Origin of the sequence: Bradyrhizobium genosp. P (genome assembly GCF_049949265.1) — a bacterium.
Taxonomy (GTDB): Bacteria; Pseudomonadota; Alphaproteobacteria; order Rhizobiales; family Xanthobacteraceae; genus Bradyrhizobium.
Genome location: NZ_CP188195.1, coordinates 6,675,701 through 6,688,877, shown reverse-complemented (window position 1 = coordinate 6,688,877; position 13,177 = coordinate 6,675,701). Strand labels below are relative to the sequence as shown.

The 13,177-nt window shown below is 63.9% G+C and carries 10 protein-coding genes; 5 read left to right on the top strand and 5 right to left on the bottom strand.

Translation table 11 applies throughout. The features are described 5' to 3' along the window. Positions 1-20: 20 nt before the first annotated feature. From ACP2YO_RS32115 to ACP2YO_RS32095, 5 genes are all read right to left on the bottom strand, one after another. A complete protein-coding gene (locus ACP2YO_RS32115) occupies positions 21-1,016 on the bottom strand; it encodes an ABC transporter ATP-binding protein (RefSeq protein ID WP_426435147.1) in 996 nt (331 codons plus the stop codon). Continuing rightward, entirely contained in the window at positions 1,013-1,996 is a 984-nt protein-coding gene (locus ACP2YO_RS32110; RefSeq protein WP_426435146.1) for an ABC transporter ATP-binding protein, read from the bottom strand. The genes ACP2YO_RS32115 and ACP2YO_RS32110 overlap by 4 nt, the downstream gene beginning before the upstream one ends. Beyond that, positions 1,993-2,961: an ABC transporter permease gene (locus tag ACP2YO_RS32105; RefSeq protein ID WP_426435145.1), complete on the bottom strand. Its 969-nt coding sequence runs from the start codon at positions 2,959-2,961 to the stop codon at positions 1,993-1,995. The genes ACP2YO_RS32110 and ACP2YO_RS32105 overlap by 4 nt, the downstream gene beginning before the upstream one ends. Before the next feature lie 16 nt (positions 2,962-2,977). After that, positions 2,978-3,958 (bottom strand): ABC transporter permease, encoded by a 981-nt coding sequence (locus ACP2YO_RS32100; RefSeq protein ID WP_426435144.1) that lies wholly within the window; start codon positions 3,956-3,958, stop codon positions 2,978-2,980. 116 nt (positions 3,959-4,074) lie between these two features. After that, entirely contained in the window at positions 4,075-5,673 is a 1,599-nt protein-coding gene (locus ACP2YO_RS32095; RefSeq protein WP_426435143.1) for an ABC transporter substrate-binding protein, read from the bottom strand. Between the two features lie 386 nt (positions 5,674-6,059). Here ACP2YO_RS32095 and ACP2YO_RS32090 point away from each other — a divergent pair, with 386 nt between their 5' ends. The 5 genes from ACP2YO_RS32090 to ACP2YO_RS32070 all read left to right on the top strand — a co-directional run bounded on the left by ACP2YO_RS32090 (position 6,060) and on the right by ACP2YO_RS32070 (position 13,135). Continuing rightward, a complete protein-coding gene (locus ACP2YO_RS32090) occupies positions 6,060-6,314 on the top strand; it encodes a DUF6489 family protein (RefSeq protein ID WP_426435142.1) in 255 nt (84 codons plus the stop codon). 65 nt (positions 6,315-6,379) lie between these two features. Further along, positions 6,380-7,114, top strand: coding sequence for an esterase/lipase family protein (locus tag ACP2YO_RS32085; RefSeq protein WP_426443364.1), 735 nt, complete (start codon positions 6,380-6,382; stop codon positions 7,112-7,114). A 94-nt stretch (positions 7,115-7,208) separates the two neighbouring features. Beyond that, positions 7,209-8,759, top strand: a complete 1,551-nt coding sequence (locus ACP2YO_RS32080; protein WP_426435141.1) for a WS/DGAT/MGAT family O-acyltransferase — start codon at positions 7,209-7,211, stop codon at positions 8,757-8,759. Positions 8,760-8,770: 11 nt separating this feature from the next. Beyond that, a complete protein-coding gene (locus tag ACP2YO_RS32075; RefSeq protein WP_426435140.1) occupies positions 8,771-9,766 on the top strand; it encodes an alpha/beta fold hydrolase in 996 nt (331 codons plus the stop codon). A 135-nt stretch (positions 9,767-9,901) separates the two neighbouring features. Next, positions 9,902-13,135 (top strand): bifunctional cytochrome P450/NADPH--P450 reductase, encoded by a 3,234-nt coding sequence (locus ACP2YO_RS32070; protein ID WP_426435139.1) that lies wholly within the window; start codon positions 9,902-9,904, stop codon positions 13,133-13,135. The last annotated feature ends 42 nt before the right edge of the window (positions 13,136-13,177 follow it).

Here is a 13,177-nt window from a genome sequence, read left to right as displayed (position 1 = left end):
GGCACCTCGCATCCGCGTGATCAGGCCGGAACGGATGCTGCCGTGTTGTTGACGGCGTGACAGGCCACGCCATCGATCAGGTCCGGCGCCCTCTCGCGGCACAAATCGAACGCCAGCGGGCAGCGCGGATTGAAAGCGCATCCCGGCGGCGGATCGATCGGGTTCGGAATTTCGCCCTTGACCGGAATGCGCTGGCGGCCGGACATCGCAAGATCGGGAACCGCGCCGAGCAGCATCTTCGTGTAGGGCATTTGCGGGTCGTCGAACAGCTTGCGGCCTTCGGCGATCTCGACGATGCGGCCGAGATACATCACGCCGATCCGGGTCGCCATATGGCGGACGACGGCCAGGTTGTGGCTGATGAAGAGATAGGTCAGGCCGAACTTGTCCTGCAGGTCGCGCATCAGATTGAGGATCTGCGCCTGCACCGAGACATCGAGCGCCGAAGTCGGCTCGTCGCAGACGATGAACTCGGCCTCGGAAGCCAGCGCGCGGGCGATCGCGATGCGCTGGCGCTGGCCGCCGGAAAATTCGTGCGGGAATTTCAGGCCGTCGTCGGGGTGCAATCCGACCAGCGAGAGCAATTCGCCGACGCGCGCTTTGATATCGCGCTCGCCCTGGATCAGCGCAAAGGCGCGGATCGGCTCGGCAACGATGGCGTCGACCCGGAAGCGCGGATTGAGGCTTGCATAGGGATCCTGGAAGATCATCTGGATGCGGCGGCGCAGGCGGCGGCGCGCCTGTGCCTGCCGCGGGTCGGTCATGGAGACGCCATCAATGACGACTTCGCCCGAACTTGGCGGCAGCAGCCCGACGACCATGCGCGCGACCGTGGTCTTGCCGGAGCCGGACTCGCCGACAAGCGCAAAGGTCTCGCCGCGTTTGACGTCGAAGGTGACACCGTCGACCGCCTTCAGGAATTCGAGATGACCGCCTTCGATCACGCGGTTGAGCCACGGCTTCGAGACGTCGAAGACGCGGCGCAGGTTCTTGACGTCGATCAGTGCCGCGCTCATGCCGCCGTTGCCTTCGCGGGTTCGAACAGATGACAGGCGACGGCTTGTGCGCCATGCCTGATCGGCTCGGGCCGTTCGACGCGGCAGCGGTCAAAGACAAAGGCGCAACGCGGATTGAACGGGCAACCCGGCGGGATCGCCGACAGCCGCGGCATCGATCCGGGAATCTGCACCAACCGCTTGTCGTCTCCCGCAAGCGTCGGGATCGCGCCCATCAGGCCCTTGGCGTAGGGATGCAGCGGATTGCGGACCACGTCCTGCACCGGGCCGATCTCGGCGATGCGGCCCGAATACATCACGGCGACGCGATCGCAGGTTTCGGCGATCACACCCATGTCATGGGTCACCAGCATCACGGCGGTGCCATGGTCGCGCCCGAGCCGCTTGATCAGCGCGATGATCTGCGCCTGCACCGAGACGTCGAGCGCGGTGGTCGGCTCGTCGGCGATGATCAGCTCGGGCTCGGCGCAGATCGCCAGCGCAATGACAACGCGTTGGCGCATGCCGCCGGAGAATTGGTGAGGGTAGCCGTCGATCCGCTTTTCCGGCGCGGAAATACCGACCTCGGCGAGCAGGTCGATGGCGCGCTTGCGCGCCGCGGTCTCGCCGAGATTGGTGTGGGTGCGGATGGTCTCAATGATCTGATCGCCGACCCGGTACAGCGGATTGAGGCTGGTCAGCGGATCCTGGAAGATCATGCCGATCCGCTTGCCCCGGATGCGGCGGATTTCTTCCGGCGGCAGATGGTCGATCCGCATGCCCGAGAGCTCGATCTGGCCGGCAGAGATACGGCCGGGAGGATCGATCAGCCCGATCACGGCAAGGCCCGTCACCGACTTGCCGGCGCCGGATTCTCCGACCACGCCGAGCACTTCGCCCTTGGCGATATCGAACGACACGCCGTTGATCGCGCGCAAGGTTGCGCGGCGGGTGACAAATTCCACCTCGAGGTCGCGGACGGAGAGGACGGGCTGGGTCATCGGAGCTTTGGATTGAGCGCGTCGCGCAGCCAGTCGCCCAGCAGGTTGATGGACAGGATCAGGCTCGCGAGCGCAATGCCCGGAAAGGCGACGATCCACCATTCGCCCGCGAACAGATAGTTGTTGCCGATCCGGATCAAGGTGCCGAGTGAGGGCATGGTGTCGGGCATCCCGGAACCGAGGAACGACAGCGTCGCCTCGGTGATGATCGCGAGCGCGAGGTTGATGGTGGCGATGACGAGGATCGGGCCGGTGGTGTTCGGCAGCACGTGCCGCAGCATGATGGTCGGCGCGGGCAGGCCGATCAACTGCGCTGCTGCCACATAGTCCTTGTTCTTCTCGACCATGACCGAGCCGCGCACGGTGCGGGCATACTGCACCCAGAAGCTGAGGCCGATCGCGACCACGAGCACGCCGAGCACACTGGTTTCGTCCAGCCGGTTGCCGAGCAGCGATTTGGCGATGCCGTTGACCAGAAGGGCGATCAGGATCGCGGGGAAGGTGAGCTGCACATCTGCGATGCGCATGATCACGCTGTCGATCGCGCCGCCGAAATAGCCGGCGACCAGGCCGAGCACGATGCCAAGTGCGCCGGAGACGATGACGCCGAGCACGCCGACGGCAAGCGAGATGCGCAGGCCGTAGAGGATCGCCGAGAGCACGTCGCGGCCTTGCTCGTCGGTGCCGAGCAGGAACGGGCTCGCGCCGTCGGCGGTCCACAGTGGCGGGATCCGCGAGTTCATCAGTTGCAGTTGCGCCGGATCGAACGGGTTCTGCACCGAGAGCCAGGACGCAAAGATCGCGAGCAGGAAAAACAGCAGCGTCGCAACGGCGGCTGCCATGGTCAGCTTGGAGCGGCGGAACGAATAGAAGATGTCGCTGTCGAGCGCTCGGCGCAACCTGCCGGCGCCGGGCCGGGCCGGTGCGTCCTCTTCGCCGTGGTGGGGAACGACCGCGTCAGACATGGTTCACCCTCTTGCCCTAGGACGCGCGGCTGACGGTCGCGCGCAGGCGCGGATCGACCACCGTGTAGAGCAAATCGACCACGAGATTGATGGTGACGAAGATCAGCGAGACCATCAACAGATACGCGGCCATGATCGGAATATCGACATTCTGCACCGCCTGCACGAAGAGAAGCCCCATGCCCGGCCACTGGAACACGGTTTCGGTGATGATCGAAAATGCAATAACCGAGCCAAACTGCAGCCCGGCGACCGTGATGACGGGAACCAGCGTGTTCTTCAGCGCGTGGCCGAAATGGATCGCGCGGGTGGTCAGCCCGCGGGCGCGGGCGAAGCGGATGTAGTCGGTGCGCAGCACTTCCAGCATCTCGGCGCGAACCAGCCGCATGATCAGGGTCATCTGGAACAATCCGAGCGTGATCGATGGCATGATCAGCGCTTTCAGGCCGGAGAGGGTGAGGAGCCCGGTGGTCCACCAGCCGAGTTTCACCACCTCGCCGCGGCCGAAGGAGGGCAGCCAGCCCAGCGTCACCGCAAACAGGTAGATCAGCAAGATGCCGATCAGGAAGGTCGGCAGCGAAATGCCGATCAGCGAAACGGCCTGGAATAATTTGGCCAGCATGGTGTCGCGTCTGAGCGCCGAATAGACCCCCATCAGGATGCCGGCCCCCATGGCGAACAGCGTCGCGCAGATCGCAAGCTCCAGCGTCGCCGGCATGCGCTCGGCCAGCAGCGAGGAGACCGGCAGGCGGAATTGATAGGACACGCCGAACTTGAACTGCGCCGCATTGATGAGGTAGTGGCCGAACTGCACGAGGACGGGATCGTCGAGGCCAAGCGATTGCCGGATCGAGGCGCGTTCCGCAGCCGAGGTGTCGATCGAGACCATCTGGTTCACCGGATCTCCGGCGAAGCGGAACATCGCGAACGCAATGACGCCGACGGCAAGCATCACGCCGATGGCCTGAAGCGCGCGACGAAGAGTGAAAGCGAGCATCTCTACCTTTCACTGCTTTTCAGACTTGTGTTCAGACCCGACGCGCGGCATTGCGCGGACGGAAAACGACAAGTCCCGGAAGCATGGGCTTCCGGGACCGAACTCGCTGGCGTCACTCACTCACCCTGTTTGGTCGCCCAGTAGAGCAGGACCTGGTTATCGGCGCGCTGGACCAGTTTGACCTTTTTCGATACGCCCCACACCAGCGGTTGCTGATGCAGCGGAATGTAACCGTAATCCTTGATGACGATTTCGTAGGCCTGCTTGATCAACTGGTCGCGCTTGGCAGTGTCGCTCTCGACCAGAATCTTGTCGGTGAGCGCGTCGACTTCCTTGTTGCAGTAGCCGCCGAGATTGGCCTCGCCTCTGGTCGAATCCTTTGGATCGTCTCGGCAGCCGAGGATGTCGTGCAGCACGTTATGCGAGTCAGACGTCGCGGGCGTCCAGCCCAGCATGAAGAACGAGGTCTGGTAGCCGCCGGGCTTCAGCACCTTGGCGAAATACTGCGCCTTCGGTTGCGCCAACAGGTTCACCTTGACGCCGATGCGGGCCAGCATGCCGACGGCCGCCTGGCAGATCGCGGCGTCGTTGACGTAGCGGTCGTTCGGGCAGTCCATGGTGACTTCGAAACCGTTGGGATAGCCGGCCTCGGCGAGCAGCTTCTTGGCGCCGTCGGGATCGGGCTTTGGCCGGGTGAAATCCTTCGATAGCGGATAGAGCTCGGGGGCGATCATCAGCGCCGAGGGCGTCGACATGCCGCGCATGACCCGGGTCTTGATCAGATCGACGTCGATCGCCTTGTAGAAGGCTTCGCGGACCTTGATGTCCTTGAACGGATTCTTGCCCTTGACGTTGGAATACAGCAGCTCGTCGCGCGCCATATCCATGCCGATGAAGATGGTCCGGATTTCGGGCCCGGTCATGACGGTGGCGACGCCGCTTGAATTGACGCGCTGGATGTCCTGGAGCGGAACCGGCTCGATGACGTCGACCTCGCCAGAAAGCAACGCGGCAACGCGGGTGGCGTCGGAGCCGATCGAGGTGAAGATAATCTCCTTGAGATTATGCTCGGGCTTGCGCCAATAGCCCGGAAACACCTTGAACACGGTCTTCACGCCGGGCTGATGGCTCTCGATCGTGAAGGGTCCGGTGCCGTTCTCATGCAGCGCCGCATAGCTCGGCGTCGTTGCGGAGGCCGGCGTCGGTGCGACTGCGTTGTTGTCCTCGCACCACTTCTTGTCCATGATGTACCAGCTATCCCATTGCGAAGTCAGGATGGGATTGGGCGAGTCCAGTGTCACGTCAACCGTGTAGTCGTCGACCTTGGTGAACTTGGCGTCGGCCGGGACGTTGCTGAGGAAGTTGGAGCCTTTGGCGCGGACGCGATCGGCGGAAAACAGCACGTCGTCGGCAGTAAAGGGATCGCCATTGTGGAATTTGACGCCCTTGCGCAGATGAAAGCGCCATTTGGTCGGGCTCAGATTCTCCCAGCTTTCCGCCAGCGCCGGGATGATCTTCAGGTCCTTGTCGCGCGCGGTCAGGCCTTCGTAGACATGAGCGTGGTGCGCAATCGTGGTGGTTTCCTTCAGCGTGTAGGGATCCAGCGATTTGAGCTCGCCCTGGTTGGCGTAGCGTAACGTCTGGGCTGATGCCGGCAGCGCCCATGCGACCAGCGCGACTGTTGTCGCTGCAAACACACTCCAACGTACCGACATCTGACCCCGTTCCCGTTATTGTCCGCCGGTTACACGCGTCCGGCCGGTATTATTGTCCATGTTGCCAGAGTTTGCCCGACGCGCAAGCGCGATTTCCCAAAGGGTTAACCGGTTTGCGTGGCCGCAGCGCAACGACTAGGATTTGAGGATACGCGGTCGGCGCAAGCGCGTGACATTCAACTTTCGGAGTGCCGGGGTCGGAATTCGGTCATCAGCAACATTGCCCGACGCTCGGACGGGTCACCGAACCGCGGGCCGGCGGAGCGGTTTGGTTGACCATAACGGATGATTGAGGCTGACTGGGTCGAGGGGCAGGTTGGTCGCTTGCATGACTCACCCTGTCGCGGTGATACTGACGCGGGTCAGGCGCATTTGAGGAGGCGGACATGAAGGTCAATGTCGAGATAGATTGTACGCCGCTCGAAGCGCGACAGTTCTTCGGTTTGCCGGACGTGGCGCCGATGCAAACCGCGGTCATGGACAGGCTGCAGCAGCAGATGATCTCGAACATCGACAAGGTCTCGCCCGAAGCCCTGATCCAGAGCTGGTTCACCTTCGACCCGAAGATCGCCGAACGCTTCCAGGACATGTTCGTGACGATGGCCGGCCTCGGTGGCATCGGCAAGAAGGACAAGAAATAGTGGCTGCCGCGGACGGGAGCGCCGAGGTGACCGAACGCCGGTTGCGCCCGCCGGGCCTGTTCCTGATGCTGGCTGAGGCGCGCAGTGTCTTCGAATTCAATACGAGCCTGCTGCTGTCGCCGCTGCTGATGCAGGCGCCCAAGGGCGACGGCCATCCGGTGCTCGCGCTGCCGGGCTTTCTGGCGAGTGACCTGTCGATGGCGCCGATGCGGCGCTATCTAAAAGAGCTCGGCTATGACGCCCATGCCTGGAACATGGGCCGCAATTTCGGCGGTGTCGCCTCCAGGCGGGCCGCGCTGCGCGATCTGCTGAGGCGAATCCACGATGGCAGCGGCCGCAAGGTCTCGATCATCGGCTGGAGCTTAGGTGGCGTCTATGCGCGCGATCTCGCGTTGCACACGCCGGAGCTGGTGCGCGGGGTCATTACGCTCGGCAGTCCGTTTGCCGGCGACATCCGCGCCACCAATGCGACGCGGCTCTACGAGCTCTTGTCCGGTGAAGTCGTGGACAACATTCCCGAGATCCGCGAGGCGATCGCCGGCGACATGCCGGTGCCCGCGACCTCGATCTATTCCCGCACCGACGGCGTCGTGAACTGGCGTACCACCCAGGTGCGGCCCTCGGCGACCGCGGAGAACATCGAGGTGCATTTCGCCAGCCATGTCGGGCTTGGCGTCAACCCGGCGGCGCTGTGGGCGATCGCCGACCGCCTGGCGCAGCCGGAGGGCGAGTTCCGGCATTTTGACCGGTCCGGCCCCTTTGCCATTGCCTATGGGCCTGCGGAACAGGCACTATCCTGACTGCAGGCACTATCGTGACTGCAGGCACTATCCTGACTGAATGACGAGAAGCGCCGCCAAGGCGCCCGCATCAGTCGATTCTCGGGAGGAAATCATGAGCGACGCCAAGAAGCTGTCCTCGCTGGACGCATCGTTTCTCTATCTGGAAACGCCGGAAATGCCGATGCATGTCGGCAGCATGGCGATCTTCCGTCTGCCCGAGGGCTACCAGGGCGATTTCTTCGAGGAGTTCAAGGCGATGATCGCGGCGCGGCTGCACGTTGCGCCGATCCTCAAAGCGCGCCTGCAGAAGGCGCCGCTCGACATCGACCATCCGTCCTGGGTCGAGGACGACCAGTTCGACATCGATCGCCACATCTTCCGCGCCAGCCTGCCTGCGCCGCGCGACCGCGCCACGCTGGAACGCATCGTCGGCTGGATGCATGCGAAATTGTTGAATCGCGCACGTCCGCTCTGGGAGTTCTACGTCTTCGAGGGCATGAAGGACAACGAGATCGGGCTCTATTCCAAGATGCACCATGCCTGCATCGACGGCGGCGCGGGCGCTGCGCTGACCAGCATGATCTACGACCTGACGCCGGTGCCGCGCGAGATCGATCCGCCGGCGGCGAAGAAGGTGGCGCCGGAGCCGCGCGACATCGCGGCCAATCTGATCGACGCCTATCAGCAGCTCTGGACCCAGCCGTTCGAGGCGGCTTCTGCCGCGCAGAAGAGCCTTGAGCTGCCGCGCTCGGGCAAAAGCGACCTCGGCTCGATCCTGTTCGACAACGCCATGTTCCAGATCGAGAGCGCGGTGAAATTCGCCGGCAGCATGCCGACCGTGTTGAAGAGCCTGTCCGACGTCGTCGCCAAGGTCGCCGATCCGAGGTCGCGCGAGAGCCTGCAGGCGATGTCCTCGCCGCCGACCATCCTCAACAAGGCGATCTCGTCGGAGCGCAGTTTTGCGGGGACCTCGATCTCGTTGTCGCGCGCCAAGGCGCTGGCGAAAGCGTCCGGCGGCAAGCTCAACGATGTCGTACTCGCGCTCGCCTCCGGCGTGGTGCGACGCTATCTGATCAGCCAGGGCGCGCTGCCGAACAAATCGCTCACGGCAGGCGTCCCGATCTCGCTGCGCGAGGAGGGCAACGCCGACTCCAACAACCAGGTGTTCGGCATGATCTGCTCGATCGCCACCGACATCGAAGACCCCAGAAAGCGGCTGGAAACCATTATCGCCCAATCCACCAAGTCCAAGGAGATGTCGCATCCCCTGCGCGCTTTGATGCCGCAGATCTCCAACATCTCGATGCTGGGCACGCCGATCCTGGTGCAGGTCATGGCGCTGCTGTACAGCCGCTCCGACCTGTCCAACGTGCTGCCGCCGGCGACCAACATCACGGTGTCGAACGTACCGGGGCCGCGGCAGACGCTGTATGCCGCCGGCGCCGAGTTGCTGCACATCTTCCCGGTCTCGATCTCGACCCACGGGATCGCACTCAACATCACCGTGCAGAGCTATCGCGACCAGCTCGATTTCGGCTTCATCGTGGGCGCCAACATCATTCCCCATGTGCAGGTTTTGTGCGACATGCTGCCACTTGAGTTCGATGTGCTCGAGGCGGCGTTCGCGCCCCCGCCTGCCGATATCAAGGGCGCGGCCGAATAGGGGTTCTGTCCATGATTGAAATGCCGCCGCTGCAATTCGCCGAGACGAACGGCATCCGTATGGGGTTCTACGAAGCCGGCCCCAAGACCGACACACCGCCGGTGGTGTTATGCCACGGCTGGCCGGAGATGGCGTTTTCCTGGCGTCACCAGCTCAAGGCGCTGGGCGAAGCCGGCATCCGCGTGATCGCACCGGATCAGCGCGGCTATGGCGCGACCGACCGGCCGGAGCCGGTCGAGGCCTACGACATGGAGCATCTGACCGGCGATCTCGTCGGCCTGCTTGACCACCTCAAGATCGACAAGGCGATCTTCGTCGGTCACGACTGGGGCGGTTTCGTCGTCTGGCAGATGCCGCTGCGGCACCCGTCGCGGGTCGCCGGCGTCGTCGGCGTCAACACGCCGCACTGGGATCGTGCGCCGGTAGACCCGATCGCGCTGTTCCGCCAGCGCTTCGGCGACCAGATGTACATCGTCCAGTTCCAGGATCCGGCGCGGGAGCCCGACCGCATCTTCGGCAGCCGCGTCGAGCAGACCTTCGATGCCTTCATGCGCAAGCCGGTCGCGCGTCCGCCAGGCACACCGGAGGAAACGCCGATCGCCGGCGTTGGTGCCTCTGCGCGGCTCAATCTGGCGTTCCCGCAGATGATCGCGAACTACGACGCCAAGCACGATCCGCGGACGCCGATCCTCTCAGTGGAGGAGAAGAAGGTGTTCGTCGACACCTTCACCAGGACGGGCTTCACCGGCGGCATCAACTGGTACCGCAACTTCACCCGCAACTGGGAACGCTCAGCGGGGCTGGACCATACCGTGCGGGTGCCGTCGCTGATGATCATGGCCGAGAACGACGCGGTACTGCCGCCGTCTGCCGCCGACGGGATGGAGAAGCTGGTGCCGGATCTCGAGAAGTACCTGGTCAAGGACAGCGGCCATTGGACGCAACAGGAAAAGCCCGAAGAAGTCAGCGCCAAGCTGATCGAGTGGCGTAGAAAGCGGTTTGGGTGACGACGAGACACTAACGCCGTCATTGCGAGCGAAGCGAAGCAATCCGTCGGCTCGCATACACGGTGAGATGGATTGCTTCGTCGCTTCGCTCCTCGCAATGACGGCTAGAGGGAAAAGACAGGGGCAATCCTACACATGGCGTCCGGCAACAGACTGAGTCCGATCCCGCAGCCGCCGACGAAGCCGGTTGTCGGCAACATGCTGTCGCTGGATTCGACCGCGCCGGTGCAGGATCTGGTGCGGCTTTCCAAGGAGCTCGGGCCGATCTTCTGGCTCGACATGATGGGTGCGCCGATCGTCATCGTCTCCGGCCATGACCTGGTCGAGGAGCTCTCCGACGAGAAGCGGTTCGACAAGGCGGTGCGCGGCTCGCTGCGTCGCGTGCGCGCGGTCGGTGGCGACGGCCTGTTCACCGCCGACACCAGGGAGCCGAACTGGAGCAAGGCGCATAACATTCTGATGCAGCCGTTCGGCAACCGCGCCATGCAGTCCTATCACCCGAGCATGGTCGATATCGCCGAGCAGCTGGTCAAGAAATGGGAGCGGCTGAACGCCGACGAGGAGATCGACGTCGTCCACGACATGACGGCGCTGACGCTGGACACCATCGGCCTCTGCGGTTTCGACTACCGCTTCAATTCGTTCTATCGCCGCGACTACCACCCGTTCGTGGAGTCGCTGGTGCGCTCGCTCGAAACCATCATGATGACCCGCGGCCTGCCGCTCGAAGGCCTGTGGATGCAGAAGCGGCGTAAGACGCTCACCGAAGACGTCGCCTTCATGAACAGGATGGTTGACGAGATCATCGCCGAGCGGCGCGGCAACACGGCTGCGAGCGACGACAAGAAGGACATGCTGGCCGCAATGATGACCGGCGTCGACCGCTCCACTGGGGAGCAACTCGACGACGTCAACATCCGCTATCAGATCAACACCTTTTTAATCGCCGGCCACGAGACCACTTCGGGCCTGCTGTCCTGCACGATCTATGCGCTGTTGAAGCACCCGGATATATTGAAGAAGGCCTATGAGGAGGTCGACCGCGTCCTCGGCCCCGACATCGACGCGCGGCCGACTTATCAGCAGGTGACGCAGCTCACCTACATCACGCAATGCCTCAAGGAGGCGCTGCGGCTGTGGCCGCCGGCGCCGGCCTATGGCATCGCGCCGTTGAACGACGAGACCATCGGCGGCAAGTACAAGCTCAGGAAGAACACCTTCATCACCATTTTGGTGATGGCGCTGCATCGCGACCCCAGCGTCTGGGGGCCGAAACCGGACGTGTTCGATCCGGAGAATTTCAGCCGCGAGGCTGAAGCAAAACGCCCTATCAATGCCTGGAAGCCGTTCGGCAACGGCCAGCGCGCCTGTATCGGCCGCGGCTTCGCCATGCATGAGGCGGCGCTGGCGGTCGGCATGATCCTGCAGCGCTTCAGGCTGATGGATATTCACCGCTACCAGATGCACCTGAAGGAGACGCTGACGGTCAAGCCCGACGGCTTCAAGATCAAGGTGCGGCCACGCGACGACAGGGATCGCGGCACGTTCGCCGGCAGCGCCGGTGTCGCCGCCGCCGCGCCAACGGCGCCGCGCGCGCCGGCCACGCGTCCGGGCCACAACACGCCAATGCTGGTGCTGTATGGCTCCAACCTCGGTTCGGCCGAGGAGCTGGCAACGCGCATGGCGGATCTCTCCGAGATCAATGGCTTTGCCACGCGGCTCGGTCCGCTCGACGATTATGTCGGCAAGCTGCCGGAGCAGGGCGGCGTCCTGATCATCTGCGCGTCGTACAATGGCGCACCGCCCGACAACGCGACGCAGTTCGTCAAATGGCTCGGCGACGATCTGGCGAAGGATGCCTTCGCCAAGGTGCGCTACGCGGTGTTCGGCTGTGGCAACAGCGATTGGGCCGCGACGTACCAATCGGTGCCGCGCTTCATCGACGAGCAACTGGCCGCCCATGGCGCGCACGCCGTCTATCCGCGCGGTGAGGGCGATGCGCGCAGCGACCTCGACGGCCAGTTCCAGAAATGGTTCCCGGAGGCCGCCAAGGTCGCGACCAGGGAGTTCGGCATCGACTGGAATTTCACCCGCACCGCCGAGGACGAACCGCTCTACGCGATCGAGCCGGTGGCGCAGGGCGCGGTCAACACCATCGTGACGCAGGGCGGCGCGGTGCCGATGAAGGTGCTGGTCAACAACGAGCTGCAGAACACGACAGGTGCGCATCCGTCGGAGCGGTCGACCCGGCACATCGAGGTCGAGCTGCCGGCAAATCTGACATATCGCGTCGGCGACCATCTCAGCGTGGTGCCACGCAACGATCCGACGCTGGTCGATTCCGTTGCGCGCCGTTTTGGCTTCCTGCCAGCCGACCAGATCAAGCTTCAGGTCAGCGAAGGCCGCCGCGCGCAATTGCCCGTCGGCAACGCGGTGTCGGTCGGACGCCTGCTCACCGAATTCGTCGATCTCCAGCAGGTTGCGACCCGCAAGCAGATCCAGATCATGGCCGAGCAGACCCGCTGCCCGGTGACCAAGCCGAAGCTGATGGCCTATGTCGGCGATGACGATGCCTCCGCCCAGCGCTACCGGGCCGAGGTGCTGGCAAAGCGCAAATCGGTGTTCGATCTGCTCGAGGAATATCCGGCGTGCGAGCTGCCGTTCCACCTTTACCTGGAGATGCTGTCGCTGCTCGCGCCGCGCTATTACTCGATCTCGTCGTCACCGGCCGGCGAGGCGCAGCGCTGCAGCGTCACCGTCGGCGTGGTCGAGGCGCCAGCAAGCTCCGGCCGCGGCGTCTACAAGGGGGTCTGCTCGAACTATTTGGCGCGCCGCCGTGCCGGCGACACCGTGCATGCCACTGTGAAGGAGACCAAGGCGGGCTTCCGCTTGCCCGACGACAATGCTGCACCGATTATCATGATCGGTCCGGGTACCGGCCTGGCGCCGTTCCGTGGCTTCCTCCAGGAGCGCGCGGCGCGAAGAGCGCAAGGCGCGACGCTTGGCCCTGCGATGCTGTTCTTCGGCTGCCGCCACCCCGAACAGGACTTCATCTATGCCGATGAGTTGAAGGCGTTCGCGGTCGACGGGGTCGCGGAGCTGCACACCGCGTTCTCGCGCGCCGACGGTCCCAAGACCTATGTGCAGCATCTCCTCGCCGCGCAGAAGGACCGGGTTTGGGACCTGATCCAGCACGGCGCGGTCATCTATGTCTGTGGCGACGGCGGCAAGATGGAACCCGACGTCAAGGCGACGCTGATGTCGATCTATCGCGAACGCACCCGCACTGATGCCGATGCTGCCGCGCGCTGGATCGAGGAGATGGGCGCCAGGAACCGCTACGTGCTCGACGTCTGGGCGGGCGGATAGGCTACGCAAAGGTGCTTTACGACCAGCGGTCATGCTAGAAGC

What these genes read in the sequence shown, in the direction of transcription:
- ACP2YO_RS32115 (WP_426435147.1), bottom strand. Translation starts at nt 1,016, where the DNA reads ATGAGCGCGGCACTGATCGACGTCAAGAACCTGCGCCGCGTCTTCGAC.
- ACP2YO_RS32110 (WP_426435146.1), bottom strand. Translation starts at nt 1,996, where the DNA reads ATGACCCAGCCCGTCCTCTCCGTCCGCGACCTCGAGGTGGAATTTGTC.
- ACP2YO_RS32105 (WP_426435145.1), bottom strand. Translation starts at nt 2,961, where the DNA reads ATGTCTGACGCGGTCGTTCCCCACCACGGCGAAGAGGACGCACCGGCC.
- ACP2YO_RS32100 (WP_426435144.1), bottom strand. Translation starts at nt 3,958, where the DNA reads ATGCTCGCTTTCACTCTTCGTCGCGCGCTTCAGGCCATCGGCGTGATG.
- ACP2YO_RS32095 (WP_426435143.1), bottom strand. Translation starts at nt 5,673, where the DNA reads ATGTCGGTACGTTGGAGTGTGTTTGCAGCGACAACAGTCGCGCTGGTC.
- ACP2YO_RS32090 (WP_426435142.1), top strand. Translation starts at nt 6,060, where the DNA reads ATGAAGGTCAATGTCGAGATAGATTGTACGCCGCTCGAAGCGCGACAG.
- ACP2YO_RS32085 (WP_426443364.1), top strand. Translation starts at nt 6,380, where the DNA reads ATGCTGGCTGAGGCGCGCAGTGTCTTCGAATTCAATACGAGCCTGCTG.
- ACP2YO_RS32080 (WP_426435141.1), top strand. Translation starts at nt 7,209, where the DNA reads ATGAGCGACGCCAAGAAGCTGTCCTCGCTGGACGCATCGTTTCTCTAT.
- ACP2YO_RS32075 (WP_426435140.1), top strand. Translation starts at nt 8,771, where the DNA reads ATGATTGAAATGCCGCCGCTGCAATTCGCCGAGACGAACGGCATCCGT.
- ACP2YO_RS32070 (WP_426435139.1), top strand. Translation starts at nt 9,902, where the DNA reads ATGGCGTCCGGCAACAGACTGAGTCCGATCCCGCAGCCGCCGACGAAG.